General features: G+C 69.5%; 21 protein-coding genes. 4 read left to right on the top strand and 17 right to left on the bottom strand.

What is annotated here, in order from left to right; translation table 11 throughout:
* Positions 1-38: 38 nt before the first annotated feature.
* The 3 genes from H6927_07630 to H6927_07620 are packed head-to-tail and all read right to left on the bottom strand — an operon-like array spanning position 39 to position 5725.
* Positions 39-1325 (bottom strand): FAD-dependent oxidoreductase, encoded by a 1287-nt coding sequence (locus H6927_07630; protein ID MCP5217973.1) that lies wholly within the window; start codon positions 1323-1325, stop codon positions 39-41.
* Between the two features lie 12 nt (positions 1326-1337).
* Positions 1338-4631 carry an efflux RND transporter permease subunit gene (locus tag H6927_07625; protein MCP5217972.1) on the bottom strand — a complete coding sequence of 1098 codons (3294 nt, stop codon included), beginning with the start codon at positions 4629-4631 and terminating at the stop codon, positions 1338-1340.
* Positions 4631-5725, bottom strand: a complete 1095-nt coding sequence (locus H6927_07620) for an efflux RND transporter periplasmic adaptor subunit (GenBank protein ID MCP5217971.1) — start codon at positions 5723-5725, stop codon at positions 4631-4633. The genes H6927_07625 and H6927_07620 overlap by 1 nt, the downstream gene beginning before the upstream one ends.
* A gap of 117 nt (positions 5726-5842) precedes the next feature.
* On the opposite strand from H6927_07620, the gene H6927_07615 reads away from it, so the two are divergent.
* A complete protein-coding gene (locus H6927_07615) occupies positions 5843-6208 on the top strand; it encodes a winged helix-turn-helix transcriptional regulator (protein ID MCP5217970.1) in 366 nt (121 codons plus the stop codon).
* 4 nt (positions 6209-6212) lie between these two features.
* Here H6927_07615 and H6927_07610 read toward each other — a convergent pair whose 3' ends face one another.
* Entirely contained in the window at positions 6213-6665 is a 453-nt protein-coding gene (locus H6927_07610; protein MCP5217969.1) for a universal stress protein, read from the bottom strand.
* Positions 6666-6735: 70 nt separating this feature from the next.
* A complete protein-coding gene (locus H6927_07605; GenBank protein MCP5217968.1) occupies positions 6736-7473 on the bottom strand; it encodes a 2OG-Fe dioxygenase family protein in 738 nt (245 codons plus the stop codon).
* A gap of 68 nt (positions 7474-7541) precedes the next feature.
* Here H6927_07605 and H6927_07600 point away from each other — a divergent pair, with 68 nt between their 5' ends.
* Both H6927_07600 and H6927_07595 read left to right on the top strand, forming a co-directional pair.
* Positions 7542-8168: a hypothetical protein gene (locus tag H6927_07600; protein MCP5217967.1), complete on the top strand. Its 627-nt coding sequence runs from the start codon at positions 7542-7544 to the stop codon at positions 8166-8168.
* A gap of 92 nt (positions 8169-8260) precedes the next feature.
* Entirely contained in the window at positions 8261-8401 is a 141-nt protein-coding gene (locus H6927_07595) for a DUF3149 domain-containing protein (protein ID MCP5217966.1), read from the top strand.
* Positions 8402-8427: 26 nt separating this feature from the next.
* Here the strand turns inward: H6927_07595 and H6927_07590 are convergent, their stop codons facing one another.
* The 12 genes from H6927_07590 to H6927_07535 form a co-directional block, all read right to left on the bottom strand.
* Entirely contained in the window at positions 8428-9201 is a 774-nt protein-coding gene (locus tag H6927_07590) for a GntR family transcriptional regulator (GenBank protein MCP5217965.1), read from the bottom strand.
* A gap of 29 nt (positions 9202-9230) precedes the next feature.
* Entirely contained in the window at positions 9231-9932 is a 702-nt protein-coding gene (locus H6927_07585; GenBank protein MCP5217964.1) for an Asp/Glu racemase, read from the bottom strand.
* A gap of 53 nt (positions 9933-9985) precedes the next feature.
* Positions 9986-11011: a carbon-nitrogen hydrolase family protein gene (locus tag H6927_07580; GenBank protein ID MCP5217963.1), complete on the bottom strand. Its 1026-nt coding sequence runs from the start codon at positions 11009-11011 to the stop codon at positions 9986-9988.
* A gap of 18 nt (positions 11012-11029) precedes the next feature.
* A complete protein-coding gene (locus H6927_07575; protein ID MCP5217962.1) occupies positions 11030-11881 on the bottom strand; it encodes an alpha/beta hydrolase in 852 nt (283 codons plus the stop codon).
* 41 nt (positions 11882-11922) lie between these two features.
* Positions 11923-12621 carry an ABC transporter ATP-binding protein gene (locus H6927_07570; GenBank protein MCP5217961.1) on the bottom strand — a complete coding sequence of 233 codons (699 nt, stop codon included), beginning with the start codon at positions 12619-12621 and terminating at the stop codon, positions 11923-11925.
* Positions 12615-13376, bottom strand: coding sequence for an ABC transporter ATP-binding protein (locus tag H6927_07565; GenBank protein ID MCP5217960.1), 762 nt, complete (start codon positions 13374-13376; stop codon positions 12615-12617). The genes H6927_07570 and H6927_07565 overlap by 7 nt, the downstream gene beginning before the upstream one ends.
* Entirely contained in the window at positions 13366-14346 is a 981-nt protein-coding gene (locus H6927_07560; GenBank protein ID MCP5217959.1) for a branched-chain amino acid ABC transporter permease, read from the bottom strand. Before H6927_07560 ends, H6927_07565 begins: the two co-directional genes overlap by 11 nt.
* 5 nt (positions 14347-14351) lie before the next feature.
* A complete protein-coding gene (locus tag H6927_07555; GenBank protein ID MCP5217958.1) occupies positions 14352-15266 on the bottom strand; it encodes a branched-chain amino acid ABC transporter permease in 915 nt (304 codons plus the stop codon).
* Complete coding sequence (locus tag H6927_07550) at positions 15263-16429, bottom strand: ABC transporter substrate-binding protein (GenBank protein MCP5217957.1); 1167 nt, start codon at positions 16427-16429, stop codon at positions 15263-15265. The genes H6927_07555 and H6927_07550 overlap by 4 nt, the downstream gene beginning before the upstream one ends.
* A gap of 212 nt (positions 16430-16641) precedes the next feature.
* Complete coding sequence (locus H6927_07545) at positions 16642-17589, bottom strand: tripartite tricarboxylate transporter substrate binding protein (protein MCP5217956.1); 948 nt, start codon at positions 17587-17589, stop codon at positions 16642-16644.
* Between the two features lie 69 nt (positions 17590-17658).
* On the bottom strand, positions 17659-18591 hold the full coding sequence (locus H6927_07540) for a fumarylacetoacetate hydrolase family protein (protein ID MCP5217955.1): 933 nt from the start codon (positions 18589-18591) through the stop codon (positions 17659-17661).
* A 32-nt stretch (positions 18592-18623) separates the two neighbouring features.
* Complete coding sequence (locus tag H6927_07535; GenBank protein ID MCP5217954.1) at positions 18624-19757, bottom strand: cupin domain-containing protein; 1134 nt, start codon at positions 19755-19757, stop codon at positions 18624-18626.
* A gap of 202 nt (positions 19758-19959) precedes the next feature.
* Here H6927_07535 and H6927_07530 point away from each other — a divergent pair, with 202 nt between their 5' ends.
* A complete protein-coding gene (locus H6927_07530) occupies positions 19960-20937 on the top strand; it encodes a MaoC family dehydratase N-terminal domain-containing protein (protein MCP5217953.1) in 978 nt (325 codons plus the stop codon).
* The last annotated feature ends 17 nt before the right edge of the window (positions 20938-20954 follow it).

The following is a 20954-nucleotide window of genomic DNA, read 5'->3' as shown; positions in this document are numbered from 1 at the left end:
ATTCTTGCCGGCGTAAACAATGCGCCAACAGCTATCCATTACGGAGCATCGTGGTTTTCCAGCCGCACGATGCCCAGGGCCTTGAGCACGTACTTCTCGTACACCGGCTCGCTGTTGCCGGTCTTCATCTTGCGGATGAAGTACTTCTCGAAAGCCACCTTGGCCAGGTGCACCCACTTGCCCTTCTTGAACCAGTTGACGTTGCGCGGCGGGATTTGCGGCAGCGCCACGAAAGCGGCGCCGGTGTCGCCCATGTCGGCCAGGCAGATGGCGTTCCAGGTGCCCTTGGCCGTGGCCGGCTTGCCGGCCAGCTCGGCAGCGATGTTGTGCGCGATGGCGCTGACCATGCTCTCGATCATGTAGCCGGTCTTGGGCGCGCCGGTGGCCACGGGCGTGGCCTCCACCGGCGGGATCGCCACGCACACGCCGGCGGCGAAGATGTTGCGGTACTTCTTGCTGCGCTGGTGCTCGTCGATCAGCACGAAGCCGCGCGGGTTGCACAGCTCGGGCACGGCAGCCACCGCATCGACGCCCTTGAACGCGGGCAGCATCATGGACATCTTGAAGGTGATCTCGTGCTCCTTGTGCACCTCGCCCTTGTCGTTCAGCTCGGTGGCAAACAGCTTGCCGGGCTCGACGCGCGTGGTCTTGGCGTTGGTAACCCACTTGATGTCGCGGTCGCGCAGCTCGCTTTCCAGCACGCTCTTGCTGTCGCCCACCCCCGCCAGGCCCAGGTGACCGATGTAGGGCTCGCTGGTGACGAAGGTCATCGGCACCTTGTGGCGCAGCTTGCGCTTGCGCAGGTCGGACGACACGATGAAGGCGAACTCGTAGGCCGGGCCGAAGCAGCTGGCGCCCGGCATGGCGCCGATCACGATCGGGCCCGGGTTCTTCAGGAATTCCTCGTACTCGGCAAACCACTTCTGGGCATGGTCGACGGTGCAGACCGAATGCGTGTGACCGTCGATGGGGCCCGAGCCCGGCACCTCGCCGAACGACAGCTTCGCGCCGGTGGTGATGACCAGGTAATCGTAGGCCAGCTCCTCGCCGCCGTCCAGCACCAGCTTGTTGCCGGGTGCGTCGATGGCGGTGACCGCCTTGCCGACGAAGTCGATGTTCTTCTTGCGCAGCGGCTCGGCCAGCGGCACCACGATGTCCTCGCGCTGGCGCCAGCCCACCGCCACCCAGGGGTTGGACGGCACGAACTGGAAGAAGTCCGCCGCGTTGACCATGGTGACGCGGTGCTCCGGGCCCAGCAGGGCGCGGATTTCGTAGGCCGCGGGCATGCCGCCCAGGCCTGCGCCCATGATGACGATGTGTGCCATGGTGAGTCTCCTTCAGGGGTGAGTTGCGTGATGGGAAATGGCGCCGCCGCCCGCACCCGCCTTGCGGTACGCGACGTAGTACAGCAGCGGGATGACGACCAGCGTCAGCACCGTGGACACCAGGATGCCGAAGATGAGCGAGATCGCCAGGCCGTTGAAGATCGGGTCGTCCAGGATGAACAGCGCGCCGATCATGGCAGCCAGGCCCGTGAGCAGAATCGGCTGCGCGCGCGTGATGGCGCTGGCCACGATGGCGCGCCGGAACGGCACGCCCTGCGCCAGCTGCAGCTTGATGAAGTCCACCAGCAGGATCGAGTTGCGCACGATGATGCCGGCCAGCGCGATCATGCCGATCATGCTGGTGGCCGTGAACTGCGCGTGCAGCAGCGCGTGCCCCGGCATCACGCCGATGATGGTCAGCGGAATGGGCGCCATGATGATCAGCGGCGTCAGGTACGAGCCGAAGTGCGCCACCACCAGCAGGTAGATCAGGATCAGCCCCACCGCGTAGGCCGCGCCCATGTCGCGGAAGGTCTCGTAGGTGATCTGCCACTCGCCGTCCCACTTGAGCGCGTAGCCCGCGTAGGGATTGGCCGGCTGGTGGATGAAGTATTCGGCCACGCCGCCGCCGTCCGGCGCCTTCAGCTCGGCCAGCTTGCCGCGCATGCCGAACATGCCGTAGAGCGGGCTGTCCATGTCGCCTTGTTTGACTCCGGCCATGTCGCCCACGACAAACACCACAGGCAAGAGGTCCTTGTGATAGGCCGGCTGCTCGCGCGCCATGTCGCTCACGCGCACCAGCTCGCGGATCGGCACCAACGTGCCGGAGGTGGAGCGCACCGTGAGCTGCAGCAGCGCGTCCAGCCCGCCCTGCAGCTCGGGCGGCAGGCGCAGCATCACCGGCACCGCCGTGCGGCTGGCGTCGTGCAGGTAAGTGGCGGCGTCGCCCGCCAGGCCCATGCGCAGCGTGCTGGCGATGGCCTGCTGCGTTACGCCCAGTTGCGCCGCCTTGTTGCGGTCGACCAGCAGCACGGTCTCGGGCGCGGGGGCGATGGTGCTGTCGTCCACGTCCACCACGCCAGGCGTGGCCTGGAACACGCCGCGCACGGCCTTGGCCACGGCGCGGCGGCCCTCGGCGTCGGGGCCGTAGACCTCGGCCACGATGGGCGCCAGCACCGGCGGGCCGGGCGGCACCTCGACCACCTTGACGTTGGCCCCAAAGCGCGCGCCGATGGCGGCCAGTTGCGGGCGCACGCGCATGGCGATGGCGTGGCTCTGCTCGTGGCGCCGCGACTTGTCCACCAGGTTGACCTGGATGTCGCCCACCTCGCCGCCGCTGCGCAGGTCGTACTGCCGCACCAGGCCGTTGAAGTTGATGGGCGAGGCGGTGCCGGCGTAGGCCTGGAAGTTGGTCACTTCGGGGACGGTGGCTAGGTGCGCGCCCAGCGCGCGCAGGGTGGCGGCGGTCTTCTCCAGCGGCGTGCCGGCTGGCATGTCGACCACCACCTGGAACTCGCTCTTGTTGTCGAAGGGCAGCATCTTGAGCACCACCCACCCCAGCACCGGCAGCAGCAGCGACAACGCGATCAGCCCGGCCACGCCCAGCCCGAGCAGACGGCGGTTGCGCCGGCCCGTGCGCGTGGCCAGCAGCGGGGCGAACACGCGCCGGAACACCGGGGCCAGCCTGCCGGCCAGCCCCTGGCCACCCGCGTGTGCCGCCGCATGCCCGGCGCCAGAGCCGGCCTTCATCCAGATGCGCGACAGCCACGGCGTGACGGTGAAGGCAATGGCCAGCGACAGCAGCATGCCCATGCTGGCGTTGATGGGGATGGGGCTCATGTACGGCCCCATCAGCCCGCTGACGAAGGCCATGGGCAGCAGCGCGGCGATCACCGTCAGCGTGGCCAGGATGGTGGGGCCGCCCACCTCGTCCACCGCCGCCGGGATGATCTGGCGCAGTGGCCGGCCCGGGTGGTGGGCGCGGTGGCGGTGGATGTTCTCGACCACCACGATGGCGTCGTCCACCAGGATGCCGATCGAGAAGATCAGCGCGAACAGCGACACCCGGTTGAGCGTGAAGCCCCAGGCCCAGGACGCGAACAGCGTGACGGTCAGCGTCAGGATCACCGCCGTGCCGACGATGGCCGCCTCGCGCCGACCCAGCGCAAAGAACACCAGCGCCACCACCGACAGCGTGGCGAACAGCAGCTTCTTGATCAGCGTCATCGCCTTGTCGTTGGCGGTGGCGCCGTAGTTGCGCGTTTCGCTCACCTGCACGTCGGACGGGATCACCGTACCCTGCAGCTCGCCCACGCGCCGCATCACGGCATTGGCCACGTCGATGGCGTTCTCGCCCGGCTTCTTGGTCACGGCCAGGGTCACGGCCGGCTGCTCGGTCAGCGTACTTTTGCCATCCGCATGCTCGACCGCGCCGTGCCAGACGTAGCGCGCGGGCGGCGGCGGGCCGTCGCGCACCGTGGCCACCTCGCGCAGGTACACCGGCTTGCCGGCGCGGCTGGCCAGCACCAGCTCGGCCACGTCGTCACGGCTTTGCAGAAACGGCCCGGTCTGCACCGCGATGGCCTGGTTGCCCGCCAGCACGTCGCCCAGCGGCAGCCCCATGTTGGCCGACTGCAGCGCGCCACGCACCTCGTGCAGCGTCAGGCCGGCGGCGGCCAGCCGGGCCGGATCGACCTCGACCTCCACCGCGCGGCCCGGACCGCCCAGGGTCTTGACCTCGCGCGTGCCGGGCACGCGCTTGAGCTCGGCCTCGATGCTGTGCGCCACGCGCTCCAGCTCGAACGCCCCGCTGTCGGCGCGCGCCGTGTGCAGTGTGATGGCCACCACCGGCACATCGTCCACACCCTTGGGCTTGATGATGGGCTGCGACACGCCCAGCCCGGGCGGCAGCCAGTCGGCGTTGGCGCCCACCGCGTCGTACAGCCGCACCACCGCCGTCTGGCGCGGCACGCCCACCTTGAACTGCACGGTGAACACCGCCACGCCGGTGCGCGAGACGCTCATCACGTGCTCCACGCCCGACATCTGCGCCAGCACCTGCTCGCCGGGCGAGGCCACCATGGCCTCCACGTCGCGCGCGCTGGCCCCCGGCCAGGGCACGATCACGTTGGCCATGGTCACATCGATCTGCGGCTCCTCCTCGCGCGGCGTCACCAGCACGGCGAACAGGCCGAGCAGGAACGCCACCAGCGCCAGCAGCGGCGTGATCTGCGCGCTCTGGAAGTACGCAGCGATGCGCCCGGAAATGCCCAGGCGCGCCGGCGGGTTGGTGTCTTGCCCGTGCATCAGCGGCTTCCGTTGGCCACGGCGCGCGTGGCGGCCTGCGGATCGGTGATCAGGGAATCGCCCGCGTCCAGGCCGGCCAGCACCTCGACCTGCGCACCCTGCACCGGGCCCAGGCGCACCTGGCGCAACTGCGGACGCTGGCCCTCGCCCATCACGTAGACGGCGGTGACCTCGGCACGGCGCACCACCGCCGATGCCGGAATGAGCACGCGCGGGCGAGCAGGCAAGCCAGCGCCGCCGGACAACTGGAGGCGTGCGAACTGGCCCGGCACGGCCCGGGTGCCGGGCGGCAGATCGGCGCGCACGGCTTGCGTGAGCGACTGCGGATCGACCGTGGGCAGCACCTGCACGCGCACCGGCGCCAGCGCCTGCTCGGCGCCGCCGGCGAGCAGCACCTGGGCGCCGGCAGCGCCGCCCTGGAGGACGCTGGCCGGCACATTGGCCGTCACGCGCAAGGCAGCGGGGTCATACACCGTCAGCAGCGGGCGGCCCGGCATGGCCATGTCGCCCCGCTCGACCGCCAGCTGTGCCACCACGCCATCGAAGGGCGCGCGCAGCACGTGCAGGCCGGTCTGCGTGCGCGCGGCGCCGGCCTGCGCCGACAGCGCGCCCACCTGCGCCTGCGCGGCGCGCACCTGGCTTTCGGCCTGCTCCAGCGCGGCCTGGCTGATGTAGCTTTTTTGCGCCAATTGGCGCTTGCGCGCCAGCTCGGTGCTGGCCACGTCGAGCTGCGCGCGCGCGGCCGCCACCTGCGCGCCGCTGGCGGCAGCGCTTTGCTCGGCGGCCTGCGCGTCGATGCGCAGCAGCACCTGGCCGGCACGCACGGTGTCCCCGGCGTGCACGTTCAGCTCCAGCACGCGGCCGGGCACCTGCGCCGCGACCACCGACTGCCGCAGGGCCTCGACCTGGCCGTCGTAGCTGCTCGCCTGCGCCGTGGCGGCGGCCTGCACGGTCAGCACCGGCAGCTCGGCCGCCGGCGCCGCCCGGCCCGGCACGCTGGCGCCCAGCGCCAGGGCGGCGGCCAGCGCGCAGCGGGCAGCCCAGGCGGCGCGGCGCGGACGAATGGGCGAAAAGGACTTGCGTTGGCGGATCATTGCGTTATTATTTGCGCAATCATGCAAATACGCAATAGGGCAATCGCAAAAACCCCGCGGCCAAGCGTTAGACTGCCCGGCGATCCGCCCCGTCCCGACTGCCCGCCGATGTCCCAGCTGACCGACCTGCCCCCCGCCGCGCTCGAGCACGTGGCGCATTACTTCCGCACGCTGTCCGAACCCACGCGCCTGCGCATCCTCAACGCGCTGGGCACCGAGCAGCTCAGCGTGGGCGAGATCGCCGAGCAGGTCGAGTCCAGCGTGGCCAACGTCTCGCGCCACCTGGCGCAGATGGCGCAGCAAGGGCTGGTGGCGCGCGAGCAGCAGGGCAACAGCGTGCTCTACCGCATCGACGATCCGTCGGTGCACCAACTGTGCGACCTGGTGTGCGGCAGCATCGTGCGGCGCCTCGATGCGACCGCGCTGGCGCGCGCGGCCTTCACGGCGCCCGCGCGCAAGGCGGCGGCGAGCCGGAAAAAGTGAGGCGTCAGGCCGCAGCGGCGGGCGTGCGCACCACCAGCGTGCTGATCTTGCTGTGCGAGAGCACGCTTTGCGTCACGCTGCCCAGCACCAGGCGCTCCAGGCCACGGCGGCCATGCGAGCCGATCACGATCAGGTCGGCACCGCACGAATCGATGGCCTCGAGGATGCCGCGCCAGACGGCGTGCGACTCGATCACGCGCGTCTCGGCCTGCACGCCCGCGGCCTGCAGGCGCTGCGCGGCGCTCTCCATGGCGGCGGCGGCCTCGGCGCGGGCGGCGTTGAGGTACTGGTCCTGCCCATAGGCGAATTCGCTGCCGACGCCGGTGAAGGGATAGGGATCGATCACGTACACCGCCGTGACCACGGCGCCAAAGGCCTTGGCCAGCTCGGCTGCCTTGTCCACCGCCGCCATCGAGGTCGCCGAGCCGTCGACGGGTGCCAGAATGTGCTTGAACATGGAAAACTCCTTTCGGGGGTGAATCGGGCTCGATTGTCGGCCTGAACCATGCCCGCCGTCCTGATGCAAGTCAAGCTGCTGGCTCCAGAAAACCCTGCGCCCGCAGCGTGACGACCAGGGTGTCGCGGTGGCCCGGCACGCCGGCGTCCAGTGGCTGGATGGGCGTCGTCTCGTGGATCACGCCGTGGTCGTCCAGCAGAAGCACCGACCAGGGCTCGTCCAGCGTGAAGCGCTCGCCGCGCGGGCCGTCCTGCTCGAACACGCGCGTCTCGCCGCCCTTGACGCCCTGGCGCGCCACCATGAACACGGCCACCAGGTCCACCCCGTCGCGGTGCGCGCCCTCGGGCGTGGGGCGGCCAATGCCGCCCGTGGTGTCGATGCGAAAGGGATGCGCCTCGCCGTACCAGGGCTGCACGCCCCACAGCGCGTCGGCCACGCGCGCCAGCCAGGCCAGCAGCGCGCGCCAGTCGGGCCGCGCCAAGGTGGCCGGCGCCACCGGCGCGAACCAGCGCTGCATGCCGCCGTGCAGCGCGTTGTAGGCCAGCGGCTGCCAGTGCGGGCGATAGGGCACGTCCTGCAGGGCGCCGCCCTGGGCCTTGAAGGAGGCGTGGCGGCGCTGGCGATAGCGCCCGCCGTCCTTCAGGTAGTCGTCCGGCGCCAGCTCGTCCCAGGCGCGCGCCAGCTCCTGCAGGTCGGCCGCGGACACGCCCGCCAGCGCACGCACGGTGGCGGCGTCCAGCACGGCGTAGCCGCGCTCGCGCAGCACGGCCAGGTAGAGATTGGCGGTGGTGAACGGAGGCAAAAACATGATGAGGGCAAGGCCAGCGATGCGCCAAGGATAATCGCCGGCGCGCTCACGCCGGCGCACGCCTTGCCATGACCCTGCTGAACCTGTTGCTCGTCTCGGCGGCCCTGCTGACGGCCCTGGCCTTGCGGCCCTGGCGGCAGCTGGCCGGCGGCGCCCTGCTCTCGCCGCTGCTGGCCGCGCTGGTCATCACGCCCTGGCTGTGGGCCCTGCCCTGGTTGCACCGCATGCCGATCCACCTGCAGCTGTCGGGCGCCTGCCTGATCCTGCTGGCGCTGGGCTGGCCGCTGGCGGTGCTGGTGTTCGCCGCCGTGGCGCTGGTCTGCGGCTGGATCGCGCCGGTGGACTGGGTCGAGCAGCTGGACATGGCCCTGTGGCTGGGCGTGGTGCCGGCCACGCTGGCACTGGGCCTGGGCTGGGTGCTGCGGCGCGCGCTGCCGCACAACGTGTTCGTCTACATCCTGGGGCGGGCCTTTCTGGGCACGGTGCTGTGCATGTTTGCCGCCGGCACGCTGGCGCAATGGACGGGCCATCCGCTGGCCGTGGCCGTGGAGCCCGGCCTGGCCCTGGTGGCGCGCTGGCTGCTGGCCTGGGGCGACGCCATCATGACCGGCATGATCGTCGCCGTCTGCGTGGCCTTTCGCCCGCAGTGGCTGGCCACGTGGTCGGACCGGCTGTACCTGCAAGCGCCTCGGTAACGCACCGGGAACTTGCAGTACATCAACATTGCCCTTGCTGTTTTTGTGGACAATTGTTTGCGTATTCACGCAAACTTGAAAGGAACGGCGCCATGAAACTCTGGCAAGACCTGTTCGGTACCGACTACGGCCGCATGAGCATCGCCGGCATCGCCTTCATGATCGGCATGGCGATCTGGTTCATCCGGTTCTTCATCCGCAAGGCCTCGCTGCCGCCGCAGTCCGAGGAATAAGCGGGGCAAGCCAGCGCAGCGAGGGTTCAGCGCCGTTTCGCCTCGGGAGCATCCAAGGCCAGCAGCTGCTGGATGACGCGGCCCGTTTCACGGTAGTGCCGTGCCAGCAGCGCGCACGCCAGTTGGGCGTCGCGGGCCAGCGCCGCCTCCAGGATCTGGCTGTGCTCGGTGGGCACGTCGCGCTGGAGGTTGGCGTAGCGCGGATCGCGCAGGCTGGGGCGGCGGTAGCGCTCGGTCTGGGCGTAAAACTGGGCCGACAAGCTCAGCAGCGAGCGCGAGCCGCAGGCCTCGATCAGGCCGCTGTGAAAAGCGTTGTGGCGCATCTCCAGCACGTTGTCCGCCTGCATCGCGCCGGCGGCATCGAGCGGCCCGTCGTGGCGCTGCTCGCGGGCATGCTTGAGGGCGTGGAAAGCCGCCACCAGGCGGGCCTCCCAAGCGCCGTCTCCGCGCGCCAGCGAGCGGCGCAGGGCCTCGCAGTCGATGATGATGCGGGTCTCCACCGCGTCCCACATCTCGTCTTCGGAAAACGGGGCGACGCGAAAGCCGCGCGAGGTGTGCGAGAGCACCAGCTGCTCGCTGTGCAGCCGGTTGAGCGCCTCGCGCAGCGGCGAGTAGCTGATGCCGTAGCGCTCCTTGAGGCCCTCCAGCCGCAAGGCCTGGCCAGCCGGCAAGGCGCCGCTGATGATGTCGCGCCGGAGCTGGCGGTAGGCCTGCTCGGCGAGGGTGATTTCCTCGTAGGCCGGCTCGTTCAGCCCGGAGGAAGAAGCCGCTAGTTTGACGACCCGGATGCGTGGTTTCATGGCAATCGCTGGCGCCCCGGCGCCAGCCTTCAGTAGCGCCCCGAGAGCAAGGCGCCAAAGCCGGGCACCCGGGTGTCGAGGTTCAGCTTTTTCAGCATCTGGTGGGTGGTGGCCACGGCGGAGGACATCACCGGCAGGCCGGTGCGGTCCTCGATGGCCTGGATGGATGCCAGCGAGGGCATTTGCACGCAGGCCGAGGCAACGATGGCGTCGGCGTTGGCGGTGTTGAGCTTTTTCGTCAGTTCGATCGGCGCGCGCGGGTCCTGGCGCCCCACTTCGAGGTTGTCGGGGATTTCCAGCGACAGGCTGTCCACCACCTCGATGCCCTGGTGCTGGATGTAGTCGATCACCAGTTGCGTCAGCGGCTTCATGTAGGGCGTGAGTATGGCCACCTTTTTGGCCCCCAGGGTCTTCAGACCATCGACCAGCGCGCCGGCGCTGGTGACCACGGGGGCGGGATGGCCGTTGTCCACGGTGCGCTGGTGCAGGCGCGCCTCGGACGCGCAATGGTAGCCCAGGCCCATGCTCATGATGGCCACCAGGCAGGCGTAGCCGAGCTCGTCCACGTGCGCGTCCGACAGCTCGAGTGCGCAGCGGTCGCTGTCGGCGTCCATCTTGGCCAGCTCTTCCTTGGTCACGTGCTTCATGCGCATGCGGCTGGAGTGGAAGGTGAAGCGCTCGGGGTGGTGCGCTTCGCGCGCGCGCAGGATGGCCGGGATCTCGGTCTCCATCGTGGTGTTGGAGGAGGGAACGATCTGGCCGATGCGGTAGGTGCGGGGGGTGCTCATGCTTGGGGGTCCTGTGCCGGGGGCGTGCCGGGCTGCGGGGTGATGGCGTCGAAGTCTTCGGGGTCGTCGAAGCGCGCCGCCTGCAGCGGGCGGCGGTTGACACGCAGGTCGAACACGTCGAAGCGGTTGTAGTGGCCGGTGATGTCGTGCATCTGGCGCGGCTGGATGCAGCGCGAAAGGTCGAGCTCGGCGTAGACGATGCCCTCCTGGTCGATCAGCGGCTCGCCGATCACGCGGCCGTCCGGACCCAGAAAGCCCGAGAAGGCACTGCTCTTGCGCGAGAGCAGTTCACGCGCCTTGGGAAAGTCGGACTCCAGCGCCTGGATGATCTCCTCGGAGACGGTGGAGCACGAGACGACGGTGAACACCTTGCCCTCGAAGCTGTGGGCGGCGGCGCGCACCTTGATGGCCTCGGCCATGTCGTAGTCGGGCGGCGCCACGGGCAGCGAGATGTAGCTGGCCACGTGCACCATCTCGCCCTGGGCCAGCAGCGCGAAGCGCGCCAGCGTGTTGGTGTTCTCGCCGCAGGCCAGGGAACCCAGCGGGCCGATGGAGGTCTGGTGCACGCGCAGGGCCGCGCCGTCGCCGGGCGCCCAGGTGAGCTTTTCCGCCCAGGTGGGCACCAGCTTGCGGTGGCGCCCGAGGATGCGGCCCTCGTCCGAGATCGTCAGCACGGTGTTGTAGAGGGTGCCGATGCTCTGGCGGTTGCGCTCGTTGATGCCGATCACGACGTTGATCTTGTGGCGCGCCGCGGCGGCAGCGATCTTGCCGACCTCCGGGCCCGGCACCTCGACGGCCGAGCGCACCAGGCGCTCGAACCAGGGGCTGCCCTCGACCGGATTGCCGATCCAGCTCCAATACGGATAGCCGGCGACGAACACCTCCGGGAAGGCCACCAGGCGGGCGCCGTTGGCCGCGGCTTCGCCGATCAGGCGGATGACTTTTTCGACCGTGGCGTCGGTATCGAGAAACACCGGCGCGGTCTGCACCGCGGCGGCTTTGAAGCGGGGCAGTTCCAGCATGTCAAGGCTCCTGGGAGTTCAAGGGGTGGCGGGGACGTCGATGGCCTGCAGCAGGGCCTGCGTCAGCGGACCATCGGCCTGGCTCAGGCTCAGGGCGATGTTGAAGTGGTTGTACCCGGGCATCGCCACGGTCTGCAGGGCATGGCCCGCGTCGCCCCAGGCTTGCGCGTAGTGCGCCGTCTGGCGGCGGAATTCGTCGGTCTCCAGCCCGCCCACCGACGCGATCAGGCGGGCCGCGGACTGGCAAGGAATGAGAGCCTGCGGCGAATGTTCGCGGATCTCCGCCGGCGTGAAGCGCATCCATTCGTTGATGTGGGTGTGCTGCAGTGGCTCGAGCTCGTACAGCCCGCTCAGGGCCAGGGCGGCGCCGAGGGTGTCGGCCGGCAGGCCCGCGGCCTGCAGCCAGCCATCGGCCAGCAGCATGCCCACCAGGTGGCCGCCGGCCGAGGAGCCGCCGACGTGGATGCGCTCGCCGCGCAAGCCCAGGGCCGGGGCCTGGCGCGCCAGCCAGGCCACCGCGGCGCGCACCTGGCGCACGATCTCGCCGATGCGCACGGCCGGCGCCAGGGTGTAGTCCATCACCGCCACGGCCACGCCGCGCGCGCACAGGCCGCCGGCCGCAAAGGCGTTGTCCAGCCGCGAGCCGCCGCGCCAGTAGCCGCCATGCACCCACAAGAACACCGGGCGCCCGGGAGCGATGCCGTACAGGTCCAGCCGCTCGCCGCTGCGCTCGTCGTAGACCACGCTCAGGCGCCCGGGGTGCGCCTGCATCACGCGCTCGCTCTCGCGCACATAGGCCTGGTGCTCCTGCTCGAAGGAGGCCACGCTGGCCCGGGCGTTGTACTGGCGATCGAGCGTCGCCGCGTCCATGCCGCGGTACAGGGCTTGGGTGTTGCTGGGGTTCATGGGGTTCATAGTCCGAGGTAGCGCTGGGCCAGGTCGCCGCGCGCCTTCAGCTCGTCGGGCGTGCCCGACCAGACCACGCGGCCTTTTTCGACGATGTGGTGGCGATCGAGCAGGGAGGCCATCTCGCCCAGGTTCTTGTCGATCACGACGATGGTCAGCCCCTCGCTTTTGAGGGCGCGCAGGCAGCGCCAAATTTCCTGGCGGATGAGGGGCGCCAGGCCCTCGGTGGCCTCGTCCAGCACCAGCAGCTTGGGGTTGGTCATGAGCGCGCGGCCGATGGCCAGCATCTGCTGCTCGCCCCCGGAGAGGGTGCGCGCCGACTGGCGGCGGCGCTCGCGCAGGCGCTCGAACAGCGTCATCACGCGCTCGAGCGTCCAGGCCTTGTCGCCCGGGGCCGAGCGCGCCGTGGCAAGCAGGTTTTCCTCCACCGACAGGGAGCCGAACACCCGCCGCCCCTCCGGCACCAGGCCCAGGCCCAGGCGCGCCACCGCATGCGGGGCCAGCGCGCCCAGGGTCTTGCCCTGCAGCTCGACGTGGCCGCCGCGCGCCGGCAGCATGCCCATGAGCGTGCGCACGGTGGTGGTCTTGCCCATGCCGTTGCGGCCGATCAGCGAGATGGCCTGGCCGGCCTGGACCTCGAAGTCCATGCCGAACAGCACCTGGCTGCCGCCATAGCCGGCGGTGAGTTCGCGTACCTTCAGCATGCCAGCTCCTCGCCCAGATAGGCCGAGCGCACCCCGGGGTGCGCGCGCACCTCTTCGGGCGTGCCGGTGAACAGGGTGCGGCCATAGACCAGCACGGTGATCCGGTCGGCCAGGGCAAACACCGCGTCCATGTCGTGCTCGACCAGCAAGATCGCGTAGTGGCCCTTCAGGCCCCGCAGCAGCGCCGTCATGCGCGCCGACTCCTCGGCCCCCATGCCGGCCATGGGCTCGTCCAGCAGCAGCAGCCTTGGCGCGCGCGCCAGGGCCACGGCTAGCTCGAGCTGGCGTTTTTCGCCATGCGCCAGATCGCGCACATGAACCGGGGCGCGCCCGGCCAGGCCCACCTCGTCCAGCCAGCGCACCGCCTGTGCCTGCAGGCCGGCGTCGCGCCGCGGGTTGGACCAGGCGCCGAACGCGCGGCCGCTGACGAGCAGCAGCGACAGCATCACGTTCTCCAGCACGCTGAAGTCGGGGCACAGCTCGGTGATCTGGAACGAGCGCGACAGCCCCTTGCGCGCCCGCTCGAAGGCGCTCTGGCGCGTCACGTCCTCGCCGCCCAGGATGATGCTGCCCGCGTCCGGACGCAGCTCGCCGCTCAGCTGCGTGATCAAGGTGGACTTGCCGGCGCCATTGGGACCGATCAGGGCGTGGATCTCGCCCTGGCGCAGCTCCAGGTCGACCCCGTCGGTGGCCCGAACGGCGCCGAAGGCCTTGCGCAGCCCGCGCACCTGCAGCAAGGGGATTTCAGGCGCCATGGGATGCTCCCAGCCAGCGACCGAAAAGCCCGTTTTTGCCGGCCAGCACCACCAGCACCAGCACCGGCCCCATCACCAGCATCCAGTGCTCGGTCCAGGCCGCCAGGGTCTGCTCCAGGCCCAGGAACACCGCAGCCCCGCCGATCGGGCCCAGCAGGGTGCCCGCGCCGCCCAGGATCACCATGGCCATCAGCTCGCCGGACTTGGTCCAGGCCGCCATGTCGGGGGTGACCAGCCCGGCGTAGTTGGCCCACAGCACGCCGGCCAGGCCGGTGCCGATGGCCGACAGCACGAAGGCACCCAGCCGGTAGGGGGTGGGCGCCGCGCCCAGGTTGACGGCGCGGCGCTCGCTCTGGCGCAGCGCCTGCAGCACCATGCCGAAGCGCGAGTTGACGATGCGGGCGCAGACGAAGGTCCAGACGGCCAGAGCCGCCAGGCACAGGTAGTAGAAGGTGTTGGGGGCGTCCAGGTTCAGGCCCGGCAAGGTGTTGCGCTGCTGCATCATCAGGCCGTCGTCGCCGCCGTAGATCTGCAGCGACATGAGGACGAAATACACCAGCTGGGCAAAGGCCAGCGTGATCATGATGAACTGCACGCCGCGCGTGCGCAGCGCCAGGTAGCCGACGGCGGCGCCCAGCAGGCCGCAGCACAGCAGGGCAATGGGCCAGACCACCAGCGCCTGCGTGGAGCCGGCCCAGCCCAGCAGGGGGCCGGCCTCCAGCGCGTGGTAGGTGATGATGGCCGCCACGTAGCCGCCCAGGCCAAAGAACATGGCGTGCCCGAAGCTCACCAGGTAGCCGTAGCCCAGGATCAGGTCCAACGAGACGGCGGCCAGGCCGTAGATCAGAAAGCGCGTGGCCAGGTTGACGGCGTAGGGTGTTGCGCCAAGCTGGGCGCCCAGGGGCAGCAGCAGCAAAAGGCCGAACCCGATCGAGGCCACCCAGGCGCGGCGGGACAGAAGGGATTGCATGGGGATCAGGGTTTTGCAGGAAAGAGCCCTTGCGGACGGACGATCAGCACCGCCGCCATGAGCAGGTAAATCGACGCCGAGGCCAGGCCGGCGGCCAGGGGGGTGGCCACCTCGGGGGTCAGCAGGCGATCGAGCAAATCCGGCAGGTAGGCGCGCCCCAGGCTGTCGACCATGCCCACCAGCAGGGCCCCCGCCATGGCGCCGCGCACCGAGCCCACGCCGCCGATCACGATGACGACGAAGGTGGTGATCAGCACCCGCTCGCCCATGCCGATCTCCACGGCCAGCAAGGGCGCGGCCATCACCCCGGCCAAGCCGCACAGCAGCGCGCCCAGACCAAACACCAGGGCATACAGGCGCCGGATGTCGATGCCCAGGGCATCGACCATCTCGCGGTCGTCGGCCCCGGCGCGCACCAGCATGCCCACGCGCGTGCGGTTGACCAGGTACCACAGGCCCAGCGCCACCAGCGCCCCGATGCCGATGAAGGCCAGCCGCATCACCGGGTACTCGAAGCCCGGCGCCAGCGGCACCGCGCCGGCCAGGATCGCGGGTGTGTCGACCAGGGGCGGACGGCGCCCAAAGATCAGGCTGACGGCCTCGTTGGTGAACAGGATCAGCCCGAAGGTGGCCAGCACCTGGTAGAGGTGGTCGCGCTGGTACAGGCGCCGGATGACCGTAGCCTCGACCAGCAGGCCGTAGCCGCCGGCGCCCAGCAGGGCCGCCAGCACGGCGGCGGCGAACGAGCCGGTCTTGCCCAGCGCGAAGGCCGCGCAATAGGCGCCCACCATGTAGAACGAGCCGTGGGTGAGGTTGACCACCCCCATGATGCCGAAGATGAGCGTCAGGCCCGAGGCCAGCATGAAGAGCATGGCCCCGAACTGCAGCCCGTTGAGGACTTGCTCGAGCAGCAGCGTCATGACGGCATCTTGCAGGCCGCGGCGTAGCTGTCGCGGTCGTCGCTGACGATCTTGCGCACGACCTTGGGCGCCAGCTCACCCTGGGCGTTTTTCTCGATCCGCATCAGGTACAGGTCCTGGATCGGATGCTGGTTGGTGTTGAGGGCGAACTTGCCGCGCAGCGAGCTGAAGTCGGCCTTGCGCATGGCGGCGCGGAAATCGGCCGTCTTGTTCAAGTCGCCCCCCACGGCCTTCAGGCCCGAGGCAATCCACTGAGCCGTGTCGTAGGCCTGCATGGCATAGTCGGTGGGGATGCGCCCGTACGCGGCCTTGAAGTCCTGCACGAATTTCTTGGAGTTGGCCGAGTCGAACGCCACCGACCAGATGCCCGTGGTGTAGAAGCCTTCGGCGGCGTTGCCCGTGGCCGCCAGCATGCGCGCATCCATGGAAAAGCCCGGCATCAGCATCGGGATGGTCTTGCCCAGGCCGGCGTTGCCGTACTGCTTGGCAAAGTTGATGCCGGCGCCGCCCGGGTGGAACTGGTAGATGGCGTCGGGCGCGAGCGAGCGGATGCGCGCGATCTCGACCGAGAAGTCGGACTGGTCGAGCTTGGTGTAGATCTCGGCCAGCACCTCTCCCTTGTACGTTTGCTTGAAGCCGGCCAGCGCGTCGCGCCCAGCCTGGTAGTTGGGCGCCAGGATCACCACGCGCTTGAAGCCCAGCTCGTTGGCCGCCACGCCGCCGGCGGTGTGGAAGGCATCGTTCTGGTAGGAGGCGACGAAGTAGTTGGGGTTGCACTTCTCGCCGGCAAACACCGAGGGGCCAGGGTTGGCGCTGACGTAGAGGTCGCCGGCCTTGAGCACGTCGGGCACCACGGCGGCCAGCACGTTGGAAAAGTTGACGCCGGTAAACAGCTTGATGCCCGACTGCACCATGCGGTCGGCCGCCTGCTTGGCGTTGGCGGGCTTGAGGCCGTCATCCTCCACCACCAGTTCGACCGGCACGCCGCCGAGCTTGCCGCCGCCCTGCTTGAGGGCCAGCGAGAAGCCGTCGCGCAGGTCCTCGCCGATGTAGCCGGCGGGGGTGGACAAGGTGGTGATGAAGCCGATCTTGACCGGGTCGGCCGCCAGGGCGGTGCCGGCGAGCAGGCTGGACAAAGCGAACAGGGAGAGTTGCTTGAGCACGGGAATACTCCGGTTGGAAAGGGGTGGCAAATGGGGTTCGTGCGGAAGGCTCAGAAGCTGTGAATGAATCGCGAGTGCCCGAAAGGATCGTCCAAACGTGTCCGATCAAGGCGCAAAGCGCAGCCGTAGCTCGGGCTACGGCGAGCATTTGCAACGCCGAGCGGGCGGGTTTGGGTGATCAAGGCGGGCATGAGGGGTTCGTTCGCAGCTTCTCAGTCCGCCTTCAGGTTGAGGGCCTTGACCACGCCGCTGAACAGGCGCTTTTCGGCCTGCACGCGCGCGGTGTAGTCGGCGATCGACAGGGGCTCGGCCTCTGCACCGGCCTCGAGGAAGCGGCGCTGGATGTCCGGGCGCCGCAAGACCTTGTTGAGTTCGGTGTGGAACCGCTCGATCGCGTCCGCACGCAGGCCGGCAGGCGCGTAGATGCCGAACAGGCTATCGGCAAACACGCCGTCGATGCCGGCTTCGACGAAAGTGCGGATCTCGGGCGCCACGGCCGCGCGCTGGCGGCTGGCCACCGCGAGCACCTTCAGCTTGCCCGCCTGAACCATGGGAAACAGGGTTGCAGGGCCAAAGGCGAAGTCGATCTGGCCCGCCATCAGATCCTGCATCGCGGGCGCAACGCCCCGGTAGGGCGCGTGGGCGGCCGTGATGCCGCTGGCCTGTTTCAGCAGTTCGGCGGCCAGGTGGGGCGTGGTTCCGTTGCCGGCGGAGCCGTAGCTGAGCTTGTCGGGGTTCTTCTTGGCATGCGCGATGAAGGCCTCAAGCGTGTCCACCCCCAGGGAGGCGCGCACGAAGAGGAACAACTGGCTGTTGGCCAGTTGCGCCGCCGGCCGCAGGTCGCGCTGCGGATCGAACGGCATCTTCGAGAACATCGACGGGTTGACCGACTCAAGGGTTGAGGGAACGAGCAGGAAGGTGTGCCCGTCGTTGCCGTTGTGCACGACCTCGGCGCCGGCCACGTTGCCGCCGGCGCCGCTGCGGTTGTCGACCAGCACCGGCTGGCCCAAGGCTTGGGCCAGGTGCGGCTGGACGGCGCGTGCCAGCACGTCGGCCAGGCCCCCGGGCGCCAGGCCGACGACCAGCCGCACCGGCTTGCCTGGCCAAGACCCGGGCTGCGCCAGGGCATGGCGGGCGGTCAACGGGCTGGCCAGCGCCATGAGGCAGGCGGCCAGGCAGTGTCTGCGGCCGGCGGTGCCGGCACGGCGTGGCGATGCGCGGGTCACCGTTCAGGCCTTGCGCGGCTCGCGCGTGCGGTTGACCACCGGGTTGCGCAAGGTGCCGATGCCTTCGACGCAGGCCTCGACCACGTCGCCGGGCCACAGCCACTCCTGGGGCGTGCGGCCCGCGCCCACGCCGGCCGGCGTGCCGGTGGCGATGATGTCGCCGGGCTCCAGCGTCATGGCGGCGCTGATGTCGGCGATCAGGGTGGGAATCTTGAACAGCAGGTGGCGCGTGTTGGAATTCTGCTTTTCCACCCCGTTGACCTTGAGCCACAGGTTGAGGTTGTTGGGGTCGGGGATTTCGTCGGCCGTCACGATCATCGGTCCCATGGGGCAGAAGGTGTCCTGGCCCTTGGAGTAAATCCACTGACCGGCGCGGCGGTTGTCGCGCGCGCTGATGTCGTTGAGCACGGTGTAGCCGAACACGTGGCCCATGGCGTCGGCCTCGCTCACGCGCCTGGCGCGCCGGCCCATCACCACGGCCAGTTCCACCTCCCAGTCGAGCTGCTGGGTGATGTCGGCGTTGTGCTCGATCGCCGCGTCAGGGCCGATCACGCTGGTGGGCGGCTTGGAGAAGATCACCGGCTGCTTGGGCAGCTCCTTGGAGGTGTCCAGCGTGCGACTGGATTCGGCCACGTGCTCGACGTAGTTCAGTCCGATGCCGAACACGTTCTTGCGCGGGCGCGGGATGGGCGCCAGCAGGTCGGCATTGACCAGCGGCAGCGCCACGCCCAGCGGCCATTTGCCGCGATAGCTGGCGAGCAGCGTGCTGGTGCTGGCCACGGCGTGCGGCCCCAGGTCGATGAAGGCCAGCATGTCGCCGGGGATCGCCTGGCCGGCGTGCTCGCCCAGGGCCTGCAGGTCGATCACCAGATCGTCCACGATGGCGCCCAGCCGGGCTGCCGCGGCGGCATGGGTGCGGTACGTAATCAGTCGCATGAATCGGTGCTTTCGTTTTCAGATGACAGAAATCAGGGCTTGGCCACCACCGGCTGGTGCCCGCCGTTGTCGGCCAGCGCCTCCTCGCGGTACAGCGCCAGCTTTTCCATCACCGGCAGGTCGTTGAAGCAGAACAGGCAGGCGTCTTCGCTGGCCGAGGCGTTGGCATGCTCGTGCCAGGCCCAGGACGGCACGCAGAAGATGTCGCGCTCCTGCCAGTCGAAGCGCTGGCCGTTGATGATGGAGTAGCCCCGGCCCTTGGAGACCTGGTAGAGGAAGCTGCCGGTGTGGCGGTGCGCCTTGCCGGCAAAGCCCGGGCGCAGCAGCTGCATGCTGGCGCCCATGGTGGCCATCACGTGGCCGCCGCTGGCGGGGTTGGTGTAGTGCATCAGCGCGCCATCGAAGGGGTTGTCCGCATGGGCGCCGGCATGGCGCCGCAGGGCCTCGTAGGTGGGCTCCCACTGGTACTTGAACAGCGGGGAAAAGGGCTTGTTCCAGCCCGCGTCCTGCGGCCGGAGGCCTGCTGCCCCCCAGATGTCGACCGAGTCGTTGACCGGAAACCCGACCGCTTGCTGCAGGTCCGGATGCACGGCGTAGAAACCCGCCTCCAGCGCGTTGACCAGGGGAATGTCCAGGCCGTCCTGCCAGATGCAGGGCAGGCCGTCGGCCTCGACGCCGTGCTCGTGCCAGGAGCCATTGGGCGTGATCACGAAGTCGTTGGCGCCCAGCGTCAGCTTGTGCCCGTCGACGATGGTGTAGGCCCCGCGCCCTTCCATGATGAAGCGCAGCGCCGACGAGGAGTGCGCATGCGCCGAGGCGCGCTCGCCCGGGTGCATGACCTGCAGGCCGGAGTAAAGCCAGCCCACAGCAGCGGCCACGTCGCGGCGGCCGGGGTTGTCCAGGTACACCACGCGCCGGCCCGCTTTCTCGGGCGTCACCAGACCCACCGAGCGCAGCACGTGCTCGCGCAAATCCCGGTAGCGCCACAGCACCGGCACCGACTCGGAGCGCGGCTGCCACGGCTCGATCTTGTTGGCGACCGTCCAGAGGGCGCCCGTCTTCAGGCGCTCCAGCTCCTTGTAGTAAGCCACCAGTTCCGGCGTATCCGCCACGTCGGCGCGGCCGGCCACGCTCTCGCGGTGGTCGTCGTAGGTTTGCTGAGCCATACGGCATCCTTTCTAAATTTTTGATTATTTTATAAAATATCAAAGGGTTAAAAACAGGGTAAACCCGTATTTTTTATAAAATACTGCTGGATCGGGGGCATCCGGTCGGTGCGCATCCTCGATCAATGGCTTGGGCAAGGACAGCACGTTGCAGGCACGCCTTCACCCACGCGGCTTGCACCAACGCGCGCCTGGCGCCACGATGGCGGCCATGACCGAACCCACCATCGACACCGCCCTGCTCGCCCACCTGCAGACCTGGCAGGGCAAGAGCGACACCCTGAGCGACAGCTTCACGGCCGTGCCCGTGGCCGCGCTGTCGGCCACGCTGGACCGCGACGACCCGGCGCCCGCCATGGGCACCGTGGTGCCGCCGCTATGGCACTGGCTGTACTTTCTGCCGCATGCGCGCGCCAGCGAGATCGGGCCCGATGGGCATCCGAAGCGCGGCGGCTTCTTGCCGCCGGTGCCGCTGCCGCGGCGCATGTGGGCCGGCGGGCGCCTGCGCTGGGAGCCGGCGAACCCGCTGTGCGTAGGCCAGCAGGTGCAGCGCCGCTCGAGCATCCGGTCCGTCAAGCACAAGGCAGGCCGCTCGGGCGAGCTGCTGTTCGTGCTGGTGGAGCACCAGTACCACAACGCCCGCGGCCTGGCGCTGACCGAGGAGCACGACATCGTCTACCGCTCGGCTGCAGAACCACCTGCCCCCACGCTCGGCACTGACGTGTCCTCGCTGCCCCCCGAGGGGGCCCTCGCGGCTAGGGGCGGCCCGTCGCCGCTCGCGGGCGACCCGGCACCGCAGCCGCAAAAGCCGCCGCTGGCTGGCCAGGCCGCCTGGTCGCGCAGCGTGACGGCCGATGCGGTGCTGCTGTTCCGCTACTCGGCGCTGACCTTCAACGGCCACCGCATCCACTACGACCGCCCGTACGTGACCGGGGTCGAGGGCTACCCCGGCCTGATCGTGCATGGCCCGCTGATCGCCACGCTGCTGCTGGACCTGCTGCGCCGCCAGATGCCCGATGCACAGGTGGCGGCCTTCGACTTCCGCGCCGTGCGCCCCACGTTCGATACGCACCCGTTCAGCGTGCACGGCAAGCCCTCCGCCGACGGCAAGACCATCGAGCTGTGGGCCCAGGACCACGAGGGCTGGCTGACCATGCAGGCCTTGGCCACCCTGGCATAACTATCAAATCAATAGCT

This window comes from Burkholderiaceae bacterium (genome assembly GCA_024235995.1).
In the GTDB taxonomy this organism is placed as follows: Bacteria; Pseudomonadota; Gammaproteobacteria; order Burkholderiales; family Burkholderiaceae_C; genus Ottowia.
Note: the sequence above shows the minus strand (reverse complement) of the source record. Positions and strands in the feature narration are given on the sequence as shown.

Excerpts from the sequence above, each read along its gene's own strand:
- H6927_07630 (MCP5217973.1), bottom strand. The coding sequence starts at position 1,325 with ATGGCACACATCGTCATCATGGGCGCAGGCCTGGGCGGCATGCCCGCG.
- H6927_07625 (MCP5217972.1), bottom strand. The coding sequence starts at position 4,631 with ATGCACGGGCAAGACACCAACCCGCCGGCGCGCCTGGGCATTTCCGGG.
- H6927_07620 (MCP5217971.1), bottom strand. The coding sequence starts at position 5,725 with ATGATCCGCCAACGCAAGTCCTTTTCGCCCATTCGTCCGCGCCGCGCC.
- H6927_07610 (MCP5217969.1), bottom strand. The coding sequence starts at position 6,665 with ATGTTCAAGCACATTCTGGCACCCGTCGACGGCTCGGCGACCTCGATG.
- H6927_07605 (MCP5217968.1), bottom strand. The coding sequence starts at position 7,473 with ATGTTTTTGCCTCCGTTCACCACCGCCAATCTCTACCTGGCCGTGCTG.
- H6927_07600 (MCP5217967.1), top strand. The coding sequence starts at position 7,542 with ATGACCCTGCTGAACCTGTTGCTCGTCTCGGCGGCCCTGCTGACGGCC.
- H6927_07595 (MCP5217966.1), top strand. The coding sequence starts at position 8,261 with ATGAAACTCTGGCAAGACCTGTTCGGTACCGACTACGGCCGCATGAGC.
- H6927_07590 (MCP5217965.1), bottom strand. The coding sequence starts at position 9,201 with ATGAAACCACGCATCCGGGTCGTCAAACTAGCGGCTTCTTCCTCCGGG.
- H6927_07585 (MCP5217964.1), bottom strand. The coding sequence starts at position 9,932 with ATGGAGACCGAGATCCCGGCCATCCTGCGCGCGCGCGAAGCGCACCAC.
- H6927_07580 (MCP5217963.1), bottom strand. The coding sequence starts at position 11,011 with ATGCTGGAACTGCCCCGCTTCAAAGCCGCCGCGGTGCAGACCGCGCCG.
- H6927_07575 (MCP5217962.1), bottom strand. The coding sequence starts at position 11,881 with ATGGACGCGGCGACGCTCGATCGCCAGTACAACGCCCGGGCCAGCGTG.
- H6927_07570 (MCP5217961.1), bottom strand. The coding sequence starts at position 12,621 with ATGCTGAAGGTACGCGAACTCACCGCCGGCTATGGCGGCAGCCAGGTG.
- H6927_07565 (MCP5217960.1), bottom strand. The coding sequence starts at position 13,376 with ATGGCGCCTGAAATCCCCTTGCTGCAGGTGCGCGGGCTGCGCAAGGCC.
- H6927_07560 (MCP5217959.1), bottom strand. The coding sequence starts at position 14,346 with ATGCAATCCCTTCTGTCCCGCCGCGCCTGGGTGGCCTCGATCGGGTTC.
- H6927_07555 (MCP5217958.1), bottom strand. The coding sequence starts at position 15,266 with ATGACGCTGCTGCTCGAGCAAGTCCTCAACGGGCTGCAGTTCGGGGCC.
- H6927_07545 (MCP5217956.1), bottom strand. The coding sequence starts at position 17,589 with ATGGCGCTGGCCAGCCCGTTGACCGCCCGCCATGCCCTGGCGCAGCCC.
- H6927_07540 (MCP5217955.1), bottom strand. The coding sequence starts at position 18,591 with ATGCGACTGATTACGTACCGCACCCATGCCGCCGCGGCAGCCCGGCTG.
- H6927_07535 (MCP5217954.1), bottom strand. The coding sequence starts at position 19,757 with ATGGCTCAGCAAACCTACGACGACCACCGCGAGAGCGTGGCCGGCCGC.
- H6927_07530 (MCP5217953.1), top strand. The coding sequence starts at position 19,960 with ATGGCGGCCATGACCGAACCCACCATCGACACCGCCCTGCTCGCCCAC.